21 protein-coding genes and 2 tRNA genes are annotated in these 20,495 nt (G+C 54.2%); 8 read left to right on the top strand and 15 right to left on the bottom strand.

Annotated elements, in window-relative coordinates; translation table 11 throughout:
* Positions 1-59: 59 nt before the first annotated feature.
* Complete coding sequence (gene trxA, locus F3J30_RS21755) at positions 60-389, bottom strand: thioredoxin TrxA (protein ID WP_014072297.1); 330 nt, start codon at positions 387-389, stop codon at positions 60-62.
* A gap of 144 nt (positions 390-533) precedes the next feature.
* Between trxA and rhlB the strand changes: the two genes are divergently transcribed.
* The gene (gene rhlB / locus F3J30_RS21750) at positions 534-1,799 is read left to right on the top strand and encodes an ATP-dependent RNA helicase RhlB (RefSeq protein ID WP_166718548.1); all 1,266 of its coding nucleotides are present in this window, start codon (positions 534-536) and stop codon (positions 1,797-1,799) included.
* Between the two features lie 6 nt (positions 1,800-1,805).
* Positions 1,806-3,290 (top strand): guanosine-5'-triphosphate,3'-diphosphate diphosphatase, encoded by a 1,485-nt coding sequence (gene gppA, locus F3J30_RS21745; protein WP_166718547.1) that lies wholly within the window; start codon positions 1,806-1,808, stop codon positions 3,288-3,290.
* Positions 3,291-3,341: 51 nt separating this feature from the next.
* On the opposite strand, the gene rep is transcribed toward gppA, so the two are convergent.
* A complete protein-coding gene (gene rep / locus F3J30_RS21740) occupies positions 3,342-5,366 on the bottom strand; it encodes a DNA helicase Rep (RefSeq protein ID WP_014072300.1) in 2,025 nt (674 codons plus the stop codon).
* Positions 5,367-5,482: 116 nt separating this feature from the next.
* Here rep and ppiC (F3J30_RS21735) point away from each other — a divergent pair, with 116 nt between their 5' ends.
* Together ppiC (F3J30_RS21735) and ppiC (F3J30_RS21730) are read left to right on the top strand one after the other, a co-directional pair.
* A complete protein-coding gene (gene ppiC / locus F3J30_RS21735) occupies positions 5,483-5,764 on the top strand; it encodes a peptidylprolyl isomerase PpiC (RefSeq protein ID WP_035896545.1) in 282 nt (93 codons plus the stop codon).
* Positions 5,765-5,815: 51 nt separating this feature from the next.
* The gene (gene ppiC, locus F3J30_RS21730; protein ID WP_023309650.1) at positions 5,816-6,097 is read left to right on the top strand and encodes a peptidylprolyl isomerase PpiC; all 282 of its coding nucleotides are present in this window, start codon (positions 5,816-5,818) and stop codon (positions 6,095-6,097) included.
* Between the two features lie 119 nt (positions 6,098-6,216).
* Here ppiC (F3J30_RS21730) and F3J30_RS21725 read toward each other — a convergent pair whose 3' ends face one another.
* On the bottom strand, positions 6,217-6,582 hold the full coding sequence (locus F3J30_RS21725; RefSeq protein WP_035896547.1) for a hypothetical protein: 366 nt from the start codon (positions 6,580-6,582) through the stop codon (positions 6,217-6,219).
* Positions 6,575-7,018 (bottom strand): Rrf2 family transcriptional regulator, encoded by a 444-nt coding sequence (locus tag F3J30_RS21720; RefSeq protein ID WP_166718546.1) that lies wholly within the window; start codon positions 7,016-7,018, stop codon positions 6,575-6,577. Before F3J30_RS21720 ends, F3J30_RS21725 begins: the two co-directional genes overlap by 8 nt.
* A 183-nt stretch (positions 7,019-7,201) precedes the next feature.
* Between F3J30_RS21720 and F3J30_RS21715 the strand changes: the two genes are divergently transcribed.
* On the top strand, positions 7,202-7,816 hold the full coding sequence (locus F3J30_RS21715) for a class I SAM-dependent methyltransferase (RefSeq protein WP_166718545.1): 615 nt from the start codon (positions 7,202-7,204) through the stop codon (positions 7,814-7,816).
* A 53-nt stretch (positions 7,817-7,869) separates the two neighbouring features.
* Here the strand turns inward: F3J30_RS21715 and ilvC are convergent, their stop codons facing one another.
* Positions 7,870-9,345 (bottom strand): ketol-acid reductoisomerase, encoded by a 1,476-nt coding sequence (gene ilvC / locus F3J30_RS21710; RefSeq protein ID WP_166718544.1) that lies wholly within the window; start codon positions 9,343-9,345, stop codon positions 7,870-7,872.
* 150 nt (positions 9,346-9,495) lie between these two features.
* Here ilvC and ilvY point away from each other — a divergent pair, with 150 nt between their 5' ends.
* Positions 9,496-10,386: an HTH-type transcriptional activator IlvY gene (gene ilvY / locus F3J30_RS21705; RefSeq protein WP_166718543.1), complete on the top strand. Its 891-nt coding sequence runs from the start codon at positions 9,496-9,498 to the stop codon at positions 10,384-10,386.
* 32 nt (positions 10,387-10,418) lie between these two features.
* Here ilvY and ilvA read toward each other — a convergent pair whose 3' ends face one another.
* From ilvA to ilvL, 7 genes are all read right to left on the bottom strand, one after another.
* Positions 10,419-11,963 carry a threonine ammonia-lyase, biosynthetic gene (gene ilvA, locus F3J30_RS21700; RefSeq protein ID WP_088201855.1) on the bottom strand — a complete coding sequence of 515 codons (1,545 nt, stop codon included), beginning with the start codon at positions 11,961-11,963 and terminating at the stop codon, positions 10,419-10,421.
* Positions 11,964-11,965: 2 nt separating this feature from the next.
* Positions 11,966-13,816: a dihydroxy-acid dehydratase gene (gene ilvD, locus F3J30_RS21695; protein ID WP_166718542.1), complete on the bottom strand. Its 1,851-nt coding sequence runs from the start codon at positions 13,814-13,816 to the stop codon at positions 11,966-11,968.
* 60 nt (positions 13,817-13,876) lie between these two features.
* Positions 13,877-14,806, bottom strand: a complete 930-nt coding sequence (ilvE, locus tag F3J30_RS21690; RefSeq protein ID WP_166718541.1) for a branched-chain-amino-acid transaminase — start codon at positions 14,804-14,806, stop codon at positions 13,877-13,879.
* An 18-nt stretch (positions 14,807-14,824) separates the two neighbouring features.
* On the bottom strand, positions 14,825-15,088 hold the full coding sequence (gene ilvM, locus F3J30_RS21685) for an acetolactate synthase 2 small subunit (protein ID WP_014072310.1): 264 nt from the start codon (positions 15,086-15,088) through the stop codon (positions 14,825-14,827).
* Positions 15,085-16,731 carry an acetolactate synthase 2 catalytic subunit gene (gene ilvG, locus F3J30_RS21680; RefSeq protein ID WP_166718540.1) on the bottom strand — a complete coding sequence of 549 codons (1,647 nt, stop codon included), beginning with the start codon at positions 16,729-16,731 and terminating at the stop codon, positions 15,085-15,087. Before ilvG ends, ilvM begins: the two co-directional genes overlap by 4 nt.
* Before the next feature lie 2 nt (positions 16,732-16,733).
* Positions 16,734-16,784, bottom strand: a complete 51-nt coding sequence (gene ilvX, locus F3J30_RS22530; protein WP_166792073.1) for a peptide IlvX — start codon at positions 16,782-16,784, stop codon at positions 16,734-16,736.
* Between the two features lie 86 nt (positions 16,785-16,870).
* Positions 16,871-16,969, bottom strand: a complete 99-nt coding sequence (ilvL, locus tag F3J30_RS21675) for an ilv operon leader peptide (protein ID WP_001311244.1) — start codon at positions 16,967-16,969, stop codon at positions 16,871-16,873.
* Positions 16,970-17,312: 343 nt separating this feature from the next.
* On the opposite strand from ilvL, the gene F3J30_RS21670 reads away from it, so the two are divergent.
* Complete coding sequence (locus tag F3J30_RS21670; protein WP_014072312.1) at positions 17,313-18,833, top strand: YifB family Mg chelatase-like AAA ATPase; 1,521 nt, start codon at positions 17,313-17,315, stop codon at positions 18,831-18,833.
* Between the two features lie 32 nt (positions 18,834-18,865).
* Here the strand turns inward: F3J30_RS21670 and F3J30_RS21665 are convergent, their stop codons facing one another.
* Positions 18,866-19,204: a DUF413 domain-containing protein gene (locus F3J30_RS21665; RefSeq protein WP_014072313.1), complete on the bottom strand. Its 339-nt coding sequence runs from the start codon at positions 19,202-19,204 to the stop codon at positions 18,866-18,868.
* Positions 19,205-19,322: 118 nt separating this feature from the next.
* Here F3J30_RS21665 and hdfR point away from each other — a divergent pair, with 118 nt between their 5' ends.
* Positions 19,323-20,144, top strand: a complete 822-nt coding sequence (gene hdfR / locus F3J30_RS21660) for an HTH-type transcriptional regulator HdfR (protein ID WP_014072314.1) — start codon at positions 19,323-19,325, stop codon at positions 20,142-20,144.
* Between the two features lie 99 nt (positions 20,145-20,243).
* Here hdfR and F3J30_RS21655 read toward each other — a convergent pair.
* Positions 20,244-20,319: transfer RNA gene (locus F3J30_RS21655), tRNA-Trp, on the bottom strand.
* A 55-nt stretch (positions 20,320-20,374) separates the two neighbouring features.
* Positions 20,375-20,451: transfer RNA gene (locus F3J30_RS21650), tRNA-Asp, on the bottom strand.
* Between the last annotated feature and the right edge of the window lie 44 nt (positions 20,452-20,495).

Genomic DNA, 20,495 nt, shown 5'->3' with positions numbered 1-20,495 from the left:
AAGCCGGGCGTCCAGAGATCCACATCATTTAGGCGCTCTGGACGCTCAGCCGAGAAACCTTACGCCAGGTTAGCGTCCAGGAACTCTTTCAGTTGACCTTTGGACAGTGCGCCCACTTTGGTCGCCGCCACTTCACCGCCTTTAAACAGCAGCAGGGTCGGGATGCCACGGATACCGTATTTTGGCGCGGTGCCCGGGTTCTGGTCGATGTTCAGCTTGGCAACGGTCAGTTTGCCCTGATATTCGTCAGCGATCTCATCCAGAATCGGGGCGATCATTTTGCAAGGACCACACCATTCAGCCCAGAAATCGACGAGGATCAGCCCGTCAGCTTTAAGTACGTCCGTGTCAAAACTGTCGTCAGTCAGGTGAATAATTTTATCGCTCATATATAACTCCACAGGAATAAGCCTGGTGCGTTGGTTTCGCATCAATCAACGACGTGTTGATGTAGCATTAACCAACTAAAGGTTGACTTTATTTCACCGGATACGCTTTCGTAAAGCAATAGTAAGCTGATATTCTACCACACTATGAGCAAAACACATTTAACAGAACAGAAGTTTTCCGACTTCGCCCTGCACCCAAAGGTGATCGAAGCCCTTGAAAATAAAGGGTTTCATAACTGCACGCCCATTCAGGCCCTCGCACTGCCGCTGACGCTGGCAGGCCGCGATGTTGCAGGGCAGGCGCAAACCGGTACTGGCAAAACGATGGCGTTTTTAACGTCAACGTTTCATTATTTACTTTCTCATCCAGCGATTGCTGACCGCAAAGTTAACCAGCCGCGCGCGCTAATTATGGCCCCGACGCGAGAACTGGCGGTACAGATCCATGCAGACGCTGAACCGCTGGCTCAGGCAACAGGCCTGAAGCTCGGCCTGGCCTATGGCGGCGACGGTTACGATAAACAGCTGAAAGTGCTGGAAAGCGGCGTGGATATCCTGATTGGGACCACTGGCCGTCTTATCGACTACGCGAAACAGAACCACATCAACCTTGGCGCGATTCAGGTTGTGGTGCTGGATGAAGCCGACCGTATGTACGATCTGGGCTTCATTAAAGATATCCGTTGGCTATTCCGCCGTATGCCTCCGGCGAACCAGCGTCTGAACATGCTGTTCTCTGCAACCCTCTCTTATCGCGTTCGCGAACTGGCGTTCGAACAGATGAACAACGCCGAATACGTAGAAGTGGAACCCGAGCAGAAAACCGGTCACCGCATTAAAGAAGAGCTCTTCTATCCATCCAATGAAGAGAAAATGCGTCTGCTGCAAACGCTTATCGAAGAAGAGTGGCCAGATCGCGCCATTATCTTTGCGAACACCAAGCACCGCTGCGAAGACATCTGGGGTCATCTGGCCGCTGATGGACACCGCGTTGGCCTGCTGACAGGTGATGTGGCGCAGAAAAAACGCCTGCGTATTCTCGAAGAATTCACTCGTGGCGACCTGGATATCCTGGTTGCAACCGATGTCGCCGCGCGCGGCCTGCATATTCCAGCCGTCACGCACGTCTTCAACTACGACCTGCCGGATGACTGTGAAGATTACGTACACCGTATCGGCCGTACCGGTCGTGCGGGTGCAAGTGGTCATTCCATCAGCCTTGCGTGTGAAGAGTATGCGCTGAATCTTCCAGCCATTGAGACTTACATCGGTCACTCTATTCCGCAGAGCAAATACAATCCGGAAGCACTGTTAAGCGAACTGCCGCCACCGAAGCGCCTTACCCGCGCCCGTTCCGGCAATGGTCCGCGTCGTTCCGGCCCACCGCGTAATCGTCGTCGTTCAGGTTAAGAAAATATGCTCAGTTCCACCTCGCTTTATGCGGCAATTGATCTCGGTTCCAATAGTTTTCATATGCTGGTTGTGCGCGAGGTGGCGGGAAGTATACAAACGCTGACGCGTATTAAGCGCAAGGTCCGCCTGGCGGCGGGCCTGAGCAGCGACAATCACCTCTCCCCTGAAGCCATGGAACGTGGCTGGCAATGTTTGCGTCTTTTTGCCGAACGTCTGCAAGATATCCCGCATAATCAAATCCGCGTTGTTGCGACGGCCACTCTGCGCCTGGCGGTTAATGCCGTTGATTTCATTGCCAAAGCGCAGGAAATTCTGGGCTGCCCGGTGCAGGTTATCAGCGGTGAAGAAGAAGCGCGTTTGATTTATCAGGGCGTTGCGCACACAACCGGTGGAGACGATCGCCGCCTGGTGGTGGATATCGGTGGAGCCAGTACCGAACTCGTTACCGGCACCGGGGCGCAAGCCACGTCATTGTTCAGCCTGTCGATGGGCTGTGTGACCTGGCTTGAACGCTATTTTACCGACCGTAATCTTGGCAAAGAGAACTTCGACGAGGCCGAAAATGCCGCGCGCGAAGTGTTGCGCCCGGTGATGGATGAATTGCGCTATCACGGCTGGAAGGTTTGCGTTGGCGCATCGGGAACCGTGCAGGCGTTGCAGGAAATCATGATGGCGCAGGGGATGGATGAGCGGATCACGCTTGCCAAACTCCAGCAGCTTAAACAGCGCGCCATTCAGTGCGGTCGTCTGGAAGAACTGGAAATTGAAGGCCTGACTCTGGAACGTGCGCTGGTTTTCCCTAGCGGGCTTGCCATTCTGATCGCCATTTTCACCGAACTGAACATCCAGTGCATGACCCTTGCCGGTGGTGCGCTGCGTGAAGGTTTGGTTTACGGGATGCTGCATCTGTCGGTCGATCAGGACATTCGCAGCCGCACGCTGCGTAACGTCCAGCGCCGCTTTATGGTTGATACCGATCAGGCTCAGCGGGTTGCGCAACTGGCATCGCTCTTTGCCGATCAGGTCGGTGGGGACTGGAGTCTTGAGCCACTCAGTCGCGATCTGCTGCTGAGCGCGTGTGCGCTACACGAAGTGGGTTTGAGCATCGATTTCAAACAAGCGCCGGCCCATGCAGCCTACCTGGTACGTAATCTTGATTTGCCGGGTTATACGCCTGCGCAGAAAAAGCTGTTGGCCACCCTGTTGCTGAACCAGACCAGCGCGGTCGATCTCTCTTCCCTGCACCAGCAAAACGCCGTACCGCCACGCGTTGCCGAGCATCTCTGTCGGTTGTTGCGCCTGGCCATTCTGTTTGCCTGCCGCCGCCGTGACGATCTGTTACCGACCATCACGCTGGTTGCGGAAAATGAAAAGCTGACGCTGACGTTGCCGGAAAACTGGCTGGACGATCACCCGCTTGGTGCGGAGATGATCGAACAGGAATGTCAGTGGCAGAGTTACGTGCACTGGGCGCTTGAAGTGAAGTAATACCCTGAACATTGCCGGGTGGCGGCTTCGCCTTACCCGGCCTACAAATAATTACCCTTTCTCTTTGGCTTTCGCCAGCATGGCGCGAATATTCGCCACGTTAGCCTGTCCCTTGTGCATCCGCTCTTCCGGGGTAATCACTTTACGTTCCTGTTCCCAGATGAGGTCGTCCTGCGGTAATTCCAGCAAGAACCGGCTCGGCTCCGGGCGCACCAGTTCGCCATACTGCCGGCGCTCTTTGCACAGCGTAAAGATCAGCTCTTTCTGCGCTCGGGTAATGCCCACGTAGGCCAGCCGACGTTCTTCATCGACATTATCTTCATCGATACTGCTCTGATGCGGCAGCAACCCCTCTTCCATGCCGACCAGATAGACATACGGGAACTCCAGCCCCTTAGAAGCGTGCAGCGTCATCAGTTGCACCTGGTCCGCCTCTTCTTCGCTTTCGCCGCGCTCCATCATATCGCGCAGCGTAAAGCGCGTGACGACCTGCGTCAGGGTCATTGGCTCGTCAATTTCTGAGCCTTCCAGCATTTCGGTCATCCAGCTGAACAGCTGGTTGACGTTTTTCATGCGCATTTCTGCCGCTTTTGGGCTGGCAGAAGTTTCGTACAGCCAGGATTCGTAATCGATGCCGTGGATCAGGTCACGCACGGCCGCCACAGGCTCGCGTTCAGCCAGGCGCTGCACTTCGCCAAGCCAGTGGGTGAAACGGGTTAAGGAATCATACCCGCGCCCGGTCAGCGTCTGACTCAGCCCCATATCGAAGCTGGCGGTAAACAGGCTTTTGTTACGGGTCATCGCCCATTCGCCCAGTTTTTGCAGTGTGGCCGGGCCAATCTCACGTTTCGGGGTATTCACGATACGCAGGAAAGCGCTGTCATCATCCGGGTTGGTGAGCACACGCAGATACGCCAGCAAGTCTTTGATTTCAGGACGAGAGAAGAACGACGTACCCCCTGAAATTTTGTACGGAATGCGGTTTTGCATCAGCATCTTTTCAAAGACGCGGGACTGGTGGTTACCGCGATACAGGATCGCGTAGTCCTTGTACTCGGTTTTATTGACGAAGTGATGCGCAATCAGCTCGCCGGTGACACGTTCCGCTTCGTGTTCCTCATTATTCGCGCTGAGGACTTTCAGCTCCGTCCCGTAACCCAGTTCAGAAAACAGGCGCTTTTCAAACACGTGCGGGTTATTGGCGATCAGGATATTCGCTGCTTTCAGGATGCGCCCGGACGAGCGGTAGTTTTGCTCGAGCTTGATAACCTGGAGTGCCGGGAAATCTTTGCTTAACAGCACCAGGTTTTGTGGACGCGCACCGCGCCAGGAGTAAATAGACTGATCGTCATCCCCCACAACGGTAAAACGCGCGCGCTGCCCCACCAGCAACTTCACCAGTTCGTACTGGCTGGTGTTGGTGTCCTGATATTCATCCACCAGCAGGTAACGGATCTTGTTCTGCCAGCGCTCACGCACCTCTTCATTACGCTGAAGCAGCAGCGTTGGCAGCAAAATAAGATCGTCGAAATCCAGCACGTTGCACGCTTTCATGTGCGCATCGTACAGGCTATAGCAGTGGGCGAAGATCCTGTCCCGTTCGCCTTTTGCACTCGCTGCCGCCTGAGCAGGCGTCATCAGATCGTTTTTCCAGTTGGAGATCGTCGAGATCAGCTGTTGCAGCAGCACTTTGTCATCTTCGATCAGCCCTTCGGTCAGCTCTTTAAGCAGCGCCACCTGGTCGGTGTCATCGAAAAGCGAGAAGTTAGACTTCATGCCCAGCGCAGCGTATTCACGTTTGATGATATCCAGCCCCAGGGTATGGAAGGTAGAGATCATCAGCCCGCGCGCCTCTTTGCGCCCCAGCGTCTGGCCAACACGTTCTTTCATCTCACGTGCTGCTTTGTTGGTAAATGTCACCGCCGCAATGTGGCGTGCCTGATACCCGCATCCACGAATCAAATGGGCGATTTTGTTGGTGATCACGCGGGTTTTACCGGAACCGGCCCCTGCCAGCACCAGGCATGGTCCAGTTACGAATTCGACCGCTTGTTGTTGTCCAGGGTTTAAACGCATGGGGGCATTGCTCAATCTGTAAACACGGGGGTGTGGATTGTAGCAGAAAGTCAGGCTGAGATTTACCCGCCGAATGGTAAAGTGTTGGGTAGCAAACCAACGATAAGAGTGACCTTATGGCAAAGAGCGCGGCAGCCCTGCACATCCTGGTAAAAGAAGAAAAACTGGCGCTGGAGATCCTCAGCAAACTGGAGCGAGGAATCAGCTTCGATCATCTGGCAAAACGCTATTCCCGCTGCCCTTCCGGGCGCAACGGTGGCGATCTTGGCGAGTTTAAGCAGGGGATGATGGTGGGGCCATTCGACGCCGCCGTTTTTAGCTGTCCGCTACTTAAGCCTTTCGGGCCGGTCAAAACCAAATTTGGCTATCACATCATCAAGGTGCTGTATCGGCGATAAGCCATGCTAAAATCGCCAGCCATACAGACTCGCTTATAGAAAGGCTCAATCATGGCAAAAACAGCAGCAGCAGTGCATATCCTGGTGAAAGAAGAGAAACTGGCACTGGATCTTCTGGAACAGATTAAAAACGGCGCCGATTTCGGCAAGCTGGCGAAGAAGCACTCCATCTGTCCATCGGGCAAACGCGGCGGTGACTTAGGTGAATTCCGCCAGGGCCAGATGGTTCCGGCGTTCGATAAAGTTGTCTTCTCCTGCCCGGTGCTGGAGCCAACCGGCCCGCTGCACACTCAGTTCGGTTATCACATCATTAAGGTGCTGTACCGGAAATAAACAGCAACGCCTTCTCATGGAGAAGGCGTTTAGTGTTTGCACCCTCTCTCCCCGTGGTGTGTACGGTCCGGGGTGAGGGCACCAGCGTACTCTGTAATTAACCAGCAACGCCGGTTTTTTTATTTCTGCGATTGCAGCGTCTGCTGGGCGTTATGCTTCATCACGTGAGTGCTCACTGCTGCCTGGAACACCTTAAACATCAGCCCGTTAATCAGCGTGGTGATAGTAATCACGATAAACGCCGTCATCACCCAGTCAATCAGCGCAAAGCCGCTGTTCAACAGCGCCGGGCGATATACCGCCATCCCGCCAAATACCACCCAGTGGCTTAAGCAGTAAAAGCAGTGAAACAAGTGCCCCATCAGCGCGTTCTTTTTGGTCGTCCATTCGCGAAACGCGGCAAACAGTTCCGTCTGCGTCACCGTCATCGAAATACTGCTCGCCGCCATCGCAATCATCAGGCAGGTTGTTAAATTTTCAATCATGGTCGTGGCCTTTGTCGTTGAAGTAGCTAATAAATTCGCTGCCAATATCCTGTAGCGTCAGGCGCTTAAAGCGATCGATGATCAGCGTCTGCGCATCGGCGAGCGTCTCTGACATCACCCGATTTACCCCCTGTTCCACCAGGCACTGCGGGTTTTCGCTACGGTTGCCCAACGCAAACAGCGCCGGTTCGCCGAGTGCCATGTAGATATCGTAAAGCGTGATCTCGCCAACCGGTCGGCACAGCCGCCAGCCGCCGTGGTGCCCCTTGGTGGCACAGACAATGTTGTTTTCCCTGAGCCCGGCAAGCAGCTTGCGGATGAATGCCGGATTACCGTCGATAAAGGCGGCCATCTGTTCGGACGTCAGAGGTTTGTCCATCTGCTCCAGGTGAAGCAGGATGTGCAGCGTTGCTGAGAATGAGTTGTTTGTTTTCATGTAACTTACGATATTACATTAAGACAGTAATGAGCAATCCTGAACCCTAAAATTTATGTAAAATGCAAATTATCACAATGATAAATATAGATATTTATATTTTTTAGCAAAACCATTGATCAAAAATCATCTTATGTTACTTTGAATATTACATGAAATTCATCGTCTACAAACGAGGTGGTTATGCACGACGTTGAGCAAAAGCCGGAAGCCTTCTGGGAATCGCATTATGATGCGATGTCTCCACTCTCCAACGGCATTCCGGGCAAAATACTGGTGCGCTTTACCGAAGGTTTAGCGCCGGGTAAAGCGCTGGAACTGGGCTGTGGACGTGGTGATGATGCGGTCTGGCTAGCAAAGCAGGGTTGGCAGGTGACGGCGGTCGATCTCTCGCATCGGGCGATTGAATATGCGGCCGCGAATGCCAAACGTGCTGGTGTCGATATCACCTTCCAGCAATGCGATCTCACTCAGGCATTCCCGCAGGATGAATTTTCCCTGATTGTCGCCTCATTCCTCGAGTCACCGCTGGCGTTCGATCGGGCCACTATCTTTCGCGCCGCGCTCGATCACGTTGCACCTGGTGGCATTCTGCTTATCACCTCGCACGGCAAAGTTCCAGGCTGGTCAAAACACACCCGCCCGTTCCTGCCCGCGCATGAAGTGCTGGCCTCTCTGGGTCGTTTGCCACCGGGCTGGGAAGTACAGTTTTGCGAGGAAGTCCCACGAACGATGACGGGGCCCGAAGGACAGCAGGATGAGGTATCAGATGCGGTCGTCGCGTTAAAGCGCAGATAAAAAAACGACCCGGTAGCGAGGCGCTGACCGGGCCGGATGATAACGAGGTTTTATTAGCCTGCGACTGCGATACGCTTCATATCGGTCATGTAGCCGCGCAGTTTCTTACCAACTTGCTCGATAGTGTGGCCGCGAACCGCTTCGTTCACGTCACGCAGCTGCGCATTGTCTACGGCACCTTCAGCAATCGCTTTGCCCAGGTCACCCGTTTGCAGAGTGGTCATGAACTCTTTCAGCAGCGGTACACATGCGTAAGAGAACAGGTAGTTGCCATACTCAGCGGTATCAGAGATAACCACGTTCATTTCGTACAGACGCTTACGGGCGATGGTGTTCGCGATCAGCGGCAGCTCGTGCAGTGATTCGTAGTAAGCCGACTCTTCGATGATGCCGGAATCCACCATGGTTTCGAACGCCAGCTCAACGCCTGCTTTCACCATGGCGATCATCAGTACGCCTTTATCGAAGTACTCCTGCTCGCTGATTTTGCCATCAAACTGTGCAGCCGTTTCGAACGCGGTTTTGCCGGTCTCTTCACGCCAGGTCAGCAGGTTTTTATCGTCATTCGCCCAGTCAGCCATCATGCCGGAAGAAAACTCGCCGGAGATGATGTCGTCCATGTGTTTCTGGAACAGTGGAGCCATGATGGTTTTCAGCTGCTCGGACAGCGCGAATGCACGCAGTTTAGCCGGGTTGGACAGACGGTCCATCATCAGCGTGATGCCACCCTGTTTCAGCGCTTCGGTGATGGTTTCCCAGCCGAACTGAATCAGTTTTTCCGCATAAGCCGGATCGGTGCCTTCTTCCACCAGCTTGTCGAAGCACAGCAGAGAGCCGGCCTGCAACATGCCGCACAGAATAGTCTGCTCACCCATCAGGTCAGATTTCACTTCTGCAACGAAGGAAGATTCCAGAACGCCCGCACGATGGCCACCGGTTGCGGCTGCCCATGCTTTCGCAATCGCCATACCTTCACCTTTTGGATCGTTTTCCGGGTGAACAGCAATCAGGGTTGGCACGCCGAAGCCACGTTTGTACTCTTCGCGAACTTCAGTACCTGGGCACTTCGGTGCAACCATCACAACGGTGATGTCTTTACGGATCTGCTCGCCCACTTCAACGATGTTGAAGCCGTGGGAGTAACCCAGCGCTGCGCCGTCTTTCATCAGCGGCTGCACGGAACGCACAACGTCAGAGTGCTGTTTGTCTGGAGTCAGGTTAACGACCAGATCCGCCTGTGGGATCAGCTCTTCGTAGGTGCCTACTTTGAAGCCGTTTTCGGTCGCTTTGCGCCAGGAAGCGCGCTTCTCAGCAATCGCTTCTTTACGCAGTGCGTAAGAGATATCCAGACCGGAGTCGCGCATGTTCAGGCCCTGGTTCAGACCCTGTGCGCCACAGCCGACGATGACCACTTTCTTACCCTGAAGGTAGCTTGCGCCATCAGCAAATTCATCGCGCGCCATAAAGCGGCATTTGCCCAGCTGTGCCAGCTGCTGGCGCAGATTCAGTGTGTTGAAGTAGTTAGCCATGGTGATACCTCGTGATGTTGTACTGTCTTATTGTTCGGTTCGCATATGCGAGAATGAACTTACTATATGACAGGAAATTTATTGCGGAAATTGATATATTCACAACGTCACGTTGCAATTTCTGCAATGTAAAAAGAGGGAGTGGAATCAGTGGATTTACGCGATCTGAAAATGTTCCTGCATCTGGCGGAAAGCCGTCACTTCGGGCGCAGCGCACGCGCCATGCACGTCAGCCCCTCCACGCTTTCGCGCCAGATCCAGCGCCTTGAGGAAGACCTCGGCCAGCCGCTCTTTGTGCGTGACAACCGCACCGTGACGCTCACAGAAGCAGGGGAAGAGCTACGCGTCTTTGCCCAGCAAACGCTGTTGCAGTATCAACAGCTACGCCACACCATCGACCAGCAAGGGCCGTCGCTCTCCGGCGAACTCCATATTTTTTGTTCTGTGACGGCGGCCTATAGCCACCTGCCGCCAATCCTCGACAGATTCCGCGCGGAGCACCCGTCGGTCGAAATCAAGCTCACGACCGGTGATGCAGCCGATGCCATGGAAAAAGTGGTGACGGGAGAAGCCGATCTCGCCATTGCCGGGAAACCGGAGATGTTGCCTGGCGCCGTTGCGTTCTCAATGCTGGAAAATCTGGCGGTAGTGCTGATCGCCCCGGCACTGCCCTGCCCGGTGCGTAACCAGGTGTCGGTGGAAAAGCCAGACTGGTCAACGGTGCCGTTTATCATGGCCGATCAGGGCCCGGTGCGCCGCCGCATTGAGCTGTGGTTCCGCCGTCAGAAAATCAGTAACCCGTCGATTTACGCCACGGTCGGTGGCCATGAGGCGATGGTGTCGATGGTAGCGCTGGGTTGCGGCGTGGCGCTGCTGCCGGAAGTGGTGCTGGAAAACAGCCCGGAGCCGGTTCGTAATCGCGTGATGATTTTAGAGCGCAGCGATGAAAAAACGCCATTTGAGCTTGGCGTGTGCGCACAAAAAAAGCGGCTGCATGAGCCGCTTATTGATGCGTTCTGGAACATATTGCCGAACCACTGAAGCCGGTACCCAGCCTACGTACAGCCCAACCTCTAGCCAGCCAGGAAGAACCTGAACGCCGGGTTATGGGTTTCGTCGTGACAGTCGTAACCCAGTTCGTTCAGCCGTGTTTCGAAATCAGGTTCGTGCTCGCCCAGTTCGAATGCCGCCAGCACGCGACCGTAGTCCGTACCGTGGCTACGGTAGTGGAACAGGGAAATGTTCCAGTGCGTACCCAGCGTATGCAGGAACTTGAGCAACGCCCCTGGTGATTCCGGGAACTCGAAACTGTACAGACGTTCCTGGAGCGGCTTCGACGGACGCCCGCCCACCATGTAGCGAACGTGCAGCTTCGCCATTTCATCGTCGGAAAGATCCACCACGCTGTAGCCACCTTCGTGCAGCATGTTGAGGATCTCTTTGCGTTCTTCCAGGCCGCGACTCAGGCGCACACCAACAAAAATGCAGGCATCTTTGGCGTCAGCAAAGCGATAGTTAAATTCCGTCACTGAACGGCCGCCAAGCAGCTGGCAGAACTTCAGGAAGCTGCCTTTTTCTTCCGGGATGGTCACCGCCAGCAGGGCTTCGCGCTGTTCACCCAGCTCGCAACGCTCGGACACATAGCGCAGACCGTGGAAGTTAACGTTGGCGCCAGAGAGCACATGCGCCAGACGCTCGCCGCGAATGTTGTGCTGTGCGATGTATTTTTTCATCCCTGCCAGCGCCAGCGCGCCAGAAGGTTCCGCCACCGCGCGAACATCCTCGAACAAGTCTTTCATCGCCGCACAGATAGCATCGCTATCAACGGTGACGATATCATCGAGATACTCCTGACACAGGCGGAAAGTTTCATCGCCGATGCGTTTAACGGCCACGCCTTCGGCAAACAATCCGACTCGCGGCAGATCCACCGGATGTCCGGCATCCAGCGCCGCTTTCAGGCAGGCTGAGTCTTCCGCTTCCACGGCAATGACTTTGATTTGCGGCATCAGCTGTTTGATCAGCACTGCCACGCCTGCCGCCAGGCCGCCACCGCCAACCGGCACGAATACGCGGTCAAGGTGAGCATCCTGTTGTAGCAGTTCCAGTGCCAGCGTACCTTGTCCGGCAATCACCATCGGGTGATCGAATGGCGGCACCCAGGTAAAACCCTGCTGTTGCGCCAGCTCGATGGCTTTGGCTTTTGCTTCGTCAAAGTTTGCGCCGTGAAGCAGCACTTCGCCGCCAAAACCACGCACCGCATCCACTTTGATATCTGCCGTGGCAACCGGCATCACAATCAGCGCTTTCAGCCCCAGGCGGGCAGAGGAGAACGCCACACCCTGAGCGTGGTTGCCCGCAGAGGCAGTGATCACGCCACGTGCTTTTTGCTCGTCGCTCAACCCGGCCATCATCGCGTAAGCACCGCGCAGCTTAAAGCTGTGTACTGGCTGGCGGTCTTCACGCTTCACCAGAATCACGTTGTCGAGGCGCGAGGAGAGCTTTTCCATTTTTTGCAGTGGAGTGACCTGCACTGCTTCATAGACCGGTGCGCGTAGCACCGCCCGAAGATATTCCGCCCCCTCAGGGGCGGCGGATAAGGGTTGTGATTCGGCCATCATTAGCCCCCAAGTTTCGATTTATCGCGCACCGCGCCTTTATCTGCACTGGTGGCAAGGCTTGCGTAAGCACGCAGAGCGAAGGAAACCTCACGCTGACGATCTTTCGGCGTCCAGGCTTTGTCACCGCGCGCTTCTTGTGCTTCACGACGCGCCGCGATTTCCTGGTCGCTCAGTTTCAGCTGAATACCGCGATTTGGGATGTCGATTTCGATCAGGTCACCATCTTCGATGATGGCGATATTGCCGCCGCTCGCCGCTTCAGGGGAAACGTGGCCGATAGACAAACCGGATGTACCGCCAGAGAAACGACCGTCGGTGATCAGCGCACAGGCTTTACCGAGGCCCATGGATTTCAGGAAGGTGGTTGGGTAGAGCATCTCCTGCATCCCCGGTCCGCCTTTCGGACCTTCATAGCGGATCACAACCACATCACCTTCCACGACTTTGCCGCCGAGGATAGCGTCTACCGCCTCGTCCTGGCTTTCGTACACTTTGGCCGGACCGGTGAATTTCAGGATGCTGTCGTCCACACCCGCGGTTTTGACGATACAGCCGTTTTCAGCGAAATTGCCGTAAAGGACAGCCAGACCGCCGTCTTTGCTGTACGCGTGTTCAAGCGATCGGATGCAGCCTTCAGCACGATCGTCATCCAGAGTGTCCCAGCGGCAATCCTGCGAGAATGCCTGGGTGGTACGAATACCGGCCGGGCCCGCGCGGAACATGTTTTTCACCGCTTCGTCTTTAGTCAGCATCACGTCATATCTGTCCAGCGATTCTGGCAGCGTCAGACCCAGCACGTTTTTCACTTCGCGATTCATCAGACCCGCACGATCCAGCTCGCCCAGAATACCGAGCACACCACCTGCGCGGTGCACGTCTTCCATGTGGTACTTCTGGGTACTTGGCGCGACTTTACACAGCTGCGGCACTTTGCGGGACAGCTTATCGATATCGCTCATGGTGAAGTCGATTTCTGCTTCCTGCGCGGCAGCCAGCAGGTGCAGAACGGTGTTAGTGGAACCGCCCATGGCGATATCCAGGGTCATGGCGTTTTCGAACGCGGCTTTACTGGCAATATTGCGCGGCAGCGCGCTGGCATCGTCCTGCTCGTAGTAGCGTTTGGTCAGCTCGACAATGCGCTTGCCCGCGTTGAGGAACAGCTGTTTACGATCGGCGTGGGTCGCCAGCAGTGAACCGTTACCCGGCTGGGACAGACCCAGCGCTTCGGTCAGGCAGTTCATGGAGTTTGCGGTGAACATGCCGGAACAGGAGCCACAGGTCGGGCACGCGGAGCGTTCAACCTGATCGCTTTGCTCATCAGAGACTTTCGGATCCGCACCCTGAATCATCGCATCAACGAGGTCGAGCTTGATGATTTTGTCGGAAAGCTTGGTTTTACCCGCTTCCATTGGGCCGCCGGAAACGAAGATCACCGGAATGTTCAGACGCAGGGAAGCCATCAGCATCCCCGGGGTGATTTTGTCGCAGTTGGAGATACAGACCATCGCATCAGCACAGTGGGCGTTCACCATGTACTCGACCGAGTCGGCGATCAGCTCGCGCGACGGCAGTGAATAAAGCATCCCCCCGTGGCCCATTGCGATACCATCATCAACAGCAATGGTGTTGAACTCTTTCGCCACACCGCCAGAGGCTTCGATTTGCTCGGCAACCAGTTTACCCAAATCGCGCAGGTGCACGTGGCCCGGTACGAACTGCGTAAAGGAGTTAACCACGGCGATAATTGGCTTGCCGAAATCGGCGTCGGTCATCCCGGTGGCGCGCCACAGCGCGCGGGCCCCCGCCATGTTACGGCCGTGGGTGGTGGTGGCGGAACGATACTTAGGCATGCTTTATTTACTCCCGTCTGACTATTAAATGGGACGGTGCGTGCCGTCCCATATTTATACTTAGTTGTTAACTTGATCCAACCAGCCGTATTTATCTTCCGTTTCACCGGTGAAGAGGCCAAAGAATGCCTGCTGAATACGTTTAGTGACTGGGCCACAACGGCCTTCACCCACCTGAATACCATCTACGCTACGAACTGGCGTGATCTCAGCGGCGGTACCGGACATGAATACTTCGTCGGCCAGATACAGGGATTCACGAGACAGGACCTGCTCGCGCACTTCGATACCCAGATCTTTCGCCAGTTTGATAATGGCATCACGGGTGATACCTGGCAGCGCGGAAGAGGTGAACGGCGGGGTGAACAGGATACCGTCTTTCACTTCAAACAAGTTTTCGCCTGCGCCTTCAGAGATATAGCCATTCACATCCAGCGCGATACCTTCCTGATAACCATGACGACGTGCTTCGCTGCCAACCAGCAGAGAGGAAAGGTAGTTACCGCCCGCTTTTGCAGCAGTCGGGATGGTGTTTGGTGCCACGCGGTTCCAGGAAGAAACCATTGCGTCGATCCCCTGATCCAGTGCTTCAGCACCCAGGTAGGCGCCCCACGGGAACGCAGCAATGATCACATCGGTGGTGTAGCCGGCTGGCGGGTTAACACCCATGCCCACATCGCCAACAAACACCAGCGGACGAATATACGCGCTGGACAGGTTGTTTTTACGCAGCACTTCACGACACGCTTCCATCAGCTCATCAACGGTCTGAGAAACAGGGAAACGATAGATTTTGGCTGAATCATGCAGACGCTGCATGTGTTCGCGATGGCGGAACACCACTGGCCCTTTGTGAGAATCGTAGCAACGGATGCCTTCGAACACGGAAGTACCGTAGTGCAGCGCGTGGGACATCACGTGGACTTTCGCGTCCTCCCAACGAACCATCTCACCATTGAACCAAATGTAATCAGCTTTTTTCGTCGTCATTTTTTCTTCCTGTCGCGCTTAAGCGCGGATTTGTTGTGATGTGGTTGTGCTCTGGCAGATGGCAACATGGGCAACGTCTACCAGTTTTGTTAACTGACTAAACAGTAAGTCGACCGACCGCGCGCTGGCAACGGTTAATTCGATACTGATGTTCTGTGCGTCTGTGGCCGTCTCCATATTCATAGAGCAAATTTGAAAACCACGATGACGGACCACACGCAAAACACGTTCTAAAGTTTCTGGGTTGAAGCGAGCCTGCACGGCGACCTGATGTTGCATCATGATAATTTCTCCAGCATTTGTGAATTACTGGCACCTGGCGGTACCAACGGCCAGACATTCTCAAGCTCGTCGATTGAGACATGAAGCAGGTAAGGCCCTTCGCTTGACAGCATAGTGTCGAGTGCCGCTTCAACCTGGTCTTTACGGGTGATGTGCTGGCCGGGGATACCAAACGCGCTGGCCAGCATGAGGAAATCGGGGTTATCGGTCAGGGTGGTTTCGCTGTAGCGTTCCTGGAAGAACAGCTGTTGCCACTGGCGAACCATGCCTAAGCGCTGGTTATCGAGCAATACGATTTTCAGCGGTAACTGCTTACGCTTAACGGTGCCCAGTTCCTGAACGTTCATCATGAAAGAGCCGTCACCGGAGATACAGATAACGGTATCGTTCGGGCGGGCAACCTGTGCGCCTACCGCAGCTGGCAGGCCAAAGCCCATCGTGCCGAGCCCGCTGGAAGTGATGAAGTTTTCCGGGCGAGTGTAGGTCATGTGCTGCGCGGACCACATCTGATGCTGGCCCACATCGGTTGTCACCACGCTGTCTGCCGGTTTACGGTCGGACAACTGCTTCAGCAACAACGGCGCGTAGATGGCTTCACCCGGATGGTCGTAACGCCAGGCATGTTCAGCACGCATTTCTGCCGCGTGTTGACGCCATTCATTGATGCTCAGTGGTTGCTGCAAAGCAGGCAACAACGCGTTGAGATCGCCCTGAAGGGCCACGTGCACCTGACGCAACTTATTCATTTCCGCAGGGTCGATATCCATGTGGATCACCCTCGCATTCGGCGCGAAGGTATTCAGCTTGCCGGTTACGCGGTCATCAAAACGGGCGCCTACGGCAATCAGCAAGTCGCATTCCTGAACCGCCAGGTTGGCGGCTTTGGTGCCGTGCATCCCCAACATGCCCAGATAGAATGGGTAATCTGCCTCTACCGCCCCAAGGCCTTTCAGCGTACAGGTGGCTGGCATTTGGGTGGCGGCGATAAAGTCCCGCAAGGCAGGTACGGCCTGCGCCATGCCCACACCACCACCGACATACAGCATCGGCTTTTGCGCTTCCGCTATCATCTGACGCGCCGCGTCCACTTCGGAATGCGGGAAAACATCGTCGCTTTCAACGGTGGAGAAATGCGGCTCCAGCTCACCCAGAGCAACCTGGATATCTTTCGGGATATCAACCAGAACCGGGCCAGGGCGGCCAGAGCTGGCAACATAAAACGCTTCCGCCATTACGCGCGGCAGCTCTTCCAGAGACTGAACGAGGAAACTGTGCTTGGTGCAGGCCAGTGACAGGCCCAGTACGTCAACTTCCTGGAAAGCATCGGTACCGATGAACGGAGAAGCCACCTGGCCGGTGATGGCAACAACAGGAACAGAATCAAGCAGTGCATCAGCCAGGCCGGTGATCAGGTTGGTTGCGCCCGGGCCAGATGTTGCCATGCAGACGCCAGTTTTACCCGTAGAGCGCGCATAGCCAATGGCCGCCATTGCAGCACCCTGCTCGTGTCGGCACAACAGGTGTTCCACGCCGCCGTCATACAGTGCATCGTAAATCGGCATAATTGCGCCCCCCGGATAACCGAAGACTGTTTCGACTCCCTGTGCGCGCAACGCATGTACTACCCACTGTGCACCATTCATAGTTAGTTCCCCGTCATAAATCGGGAGAAACAGAATTTTGTGCTAGTCGTCATTCTCTGCTCCTCGTTTAAGTTTTTTAGTCATAAAAAAACCCCCGGACCTTTCGGTGCGGGGGTCTTAGTTCGTTAAGGCTTGATTTCTATGCCTTTCCTCGTCCAAGTGCAGCCCCGCACGGTGGGATAATAATCACCACCACGCTAATCACGACCAGGCTAATCACTCGTAGAAGGGCTGTCATTTTCAGTTCTTTTTGCATCTTGTTCGAAGGAATACCTAAAGAGGTATCACAGATTTTGAATCAAACACAAGATTTATTTATGACGCATTTGTTTAGCACGCGAATGATTTTTCTAAAAATCTTTGTTTTATATGAGGAAAATAGAAAATGAATTTTTTTCATTTTTTTACGTTCCCGCCAGCGCTCAAAACGGGGAGTTATCCCTCTTTGCGGTACCGATTCCATCCTGATGCAACAATTGCACTTAGTCGCTAAAAGTGGTGAATACGACTCGTAAAGTCGCGAATATGCGTTCAACAACAAAAACACGAACTGGCATAGTTGCCCGACAAGGAGGGTTTCTATGTCACTGTCGGTTGTTTATACACGAGCCGCTATTGGTGTGAAGGCACCACTGATTTCTGTTGAAGTACATCTGAGTAATGGCCTGCCAGGGCTCACTCTCGTTGGGCTACCAGAAACCACCGTAAAAGAGGCCAGGGATCGGGTGCGTAGCGCCATCATCAATAGCGGTTATACCTTCCCTGCCAGAAAAATTACCATCAACCTGGCACCCGCTGACTTACCCAAAGAGGGAGGACGATATGATTTACCTATCGCTATTGCGCTTCTCGCCGCTTCTGAGCAGCTGAATACCACCAGGCTAGGCTCGTATGAGTTCATCGGCGAACTTGCTCTTACAGGCTCATTAAGAGGCGTTCCTGGAGCGATCTCAGGTGCCCTGGAAGCGATAAGCGCAGGCCGACAAATCATTGTGGCCAATGAAAATTCTCCTGAAGTGAGCCTGATTGCAGAAAAAGGGTGCCTGATAGCCGGCCATCTACAGGAGGTTTGTGCGTACCTGGAGGGGCGACATGAGCTTGCCGAACCACGGGAGGCCGAAGATATCCTGCCGGATAACCGGGACGATCTCCGCGATATTATTGGTCAGGAACAGGGTAAGCGGGCCCTGGAGATTACCGCCGCAGGTGGGCATAACCTCTTATTGATTGGCCCACCAGGAACAGGCAAAACAATGCTGGCAAGCCGCCTGAATGGCTTACTGCCGCCATTAAACAATCGCGAGGCGCTTGAAAGCGCCGCCATATTTAGCCTCGTTAGCTCAACATCACTGCAAAAGCAGTGGCGGCAGCGCCCCTTTCGCTCCCCGCACCACAGTGCTTCTTTGGCAGCAATGGTGGGTGGGGGCTCAATCCCCGGGCCTGGCGAAATATCGCTGGCGCACAATGGCATCCTGTTTCTTGATGAACTGCCTGAATTTGAACGACGTGTTCTGGACGCCCTGCGTGAGCCGATTGAGTCGGGACAAATACACATCTCCCGGACACGAGCAAAAATCAGTTACCCTGCACGGTTCCAGCTGGTTGCTGCGATGAACCCCAGTCCAACAGGACACTACCAGGGGAACCATAACCGGTGTACGCCCGAGCAGACGCTTCGCTATCTTGGAAAGCTATCAGGTCCTTTCCTCGACCGGTTCGATTTATCGCTGGAGATCCCTCTTCCGCCCCCCGGGCTACTCAGCCAGAACAACGGACAGGGAATAACTTCAGCGGAAGTGCGCGAAAGAGTTATCACTGCCCAGGCGAATCAATATGCCCGTCAGTGCAAACTCAATGCTTATCTTGATAATGCGGAAATTCGGCGATTCTGCCATCTGGCCCCGGAGGATGCACTTTGGCTGGAGGATACCCTGGTACGGTTTGGGCTTTCCATTCGTGCCTGGCAGCGTTTATTGAAAGTCGCCAGGACTATCGCTGATGTTGAAGGGTGTATTGAAATCCAGAGGCAGCATCTGCAAGAAGCATTGAGCTATCGTGCAATCGACCGTTTGCTACTGCATCTGCAAAAAATGCTGGCGTAAAAAAAGGGGCCATAGCCCCTTTTCTTGTCACACTAGTCGTCAGACTCGGTGTAATCTTCAGCACCTTCCATCTGCGGCTTACCGCCAGACAGGGTGTGGAAACGCTTAGGACGCTTGATACGCGCCATATACTTAACCCATACGCGTTCTGGTTCTGATACCGGCTCACGCTCGCCACGGCAAACTGCAACAAACTGTTTTTCGTCTTCCGTTTCTGGTTCACGTTTCCCCAGATCCAACTCGTTGAAGGCATAACCGTGACGCTCAAGCAGTTGTGCCTCTTTAATGGTGAAGTCACCATGGCGAGAGAACCCGCGCGGATAATTTTTATTGTCGAAAAAACGATTCGTCGTCGTAAAGCTTTCCGCCATCCTACACGCTCCTAATTCTTTGGCCGAGCTATTTATGGCGCGGAGTATTAGTTACGCTTGACAGAGTGTAAAACAAAACATTTAAATCATAACGACAAATAATTTTGCGGAGAAAGATGTGGATACGGAATTGCTAAAAACTTTCCTCGAAGTGAGCAGAACGCGTCACTTCGGGCGAGCAGCGGAAGCCCTTTACCTGACGCAGTCTGCGGTCAGTTTTCGTATTCGTCAGCTGGAGAATCAGCTGGGTGTGAATCTTTTTACTCGCCATCGCAACAACATCCGTTTGACGCCTGCCGGTGAAAAACTATTGCCCTATGCAGAAACGCTGATGAATACCTGGCAAGCGGCGCGCAAGGAGGTTGCGCATACCTCACGGCATAACGAATTCTCTATTGGGGCCAGCGCATCGCTATGGGAATGTATGCTCAGTCAATGGCTTACCCGGCTATATCGTTCCCATAACCACCTACAGTTTGAAGCAAGAATTGCGCAACGTCAGTCGCTGGTTAAGCAATTACACGAACGCCAGCTGGATCTCCTGATCACGACAGAAGCCCCCAAAATGGACGAATTTAGCAGCCAGATTATTGGGCAATTTAGCCTTTCGCTGTATGCCTCTGAACCCTCGATGATGAAAGCTGATCTTAACTATTTACGCCTGGAATGGGGGCCGGATTTTCAACAACATGAGGCTGGATTGATCGCAAGTGATGACGTGCCTCAGCTCACCACAAGCTCGGCTGAGATCGCCTGTCAGCAGCTTTCTTTGCTCAAAGGTTGCACCTGGTTACCCACGCGTTGGGCGGACAATAAGCCGGAATTGCATACTGTGGCGGATTCCACAACGCTCTCAAGACCGCTCTATGCCATCTGGTTGCAGAACAGCGACAAACAATCTCAGATAAAAGATCTGTTGAAAATCAACATAATGGAATGATGCTAATCACCTGCATGGACGCAGGTAGCATTTTCAGAGGCGGGATTTTACTATTATAAAGGCAAAAAAAAATCCTTTGCCTAAGCAAAGGATTATATATGGCAGGGGCGGAGAGACTCGAACTCGCGACACCCGGTTTTGGAGACCGGTGCTCTACCAACTGAGCTACGCCCCTAAATTTTCTTACCATTAAGCCTGCTAAGATATAGCAGGCTTAATGTCTTAATAAGTGGCGGAACGGACGGGACTCGAACCCGCGACCCCCTGCGTGACAGGCAGGTATTCTAACCGACTGAACTACCGCTCCACCGAAGACTTCTGTAACCACCGGATTTATGCACCGGCTTACTA

The sequence above is a fragment of the Enterobacter sp. Tr-810 genome, assembly GCF_011752765.1.
Lineage (GTDB): Bacteria > Pseudomonadota > Gammaproteobacteria > Enterobacterales > Enterobacteriaceae > Enterobacter > Enterobacter soli.
This window is presented reverse-complemented; position numbering and strand designations above follow the sequence as displayed.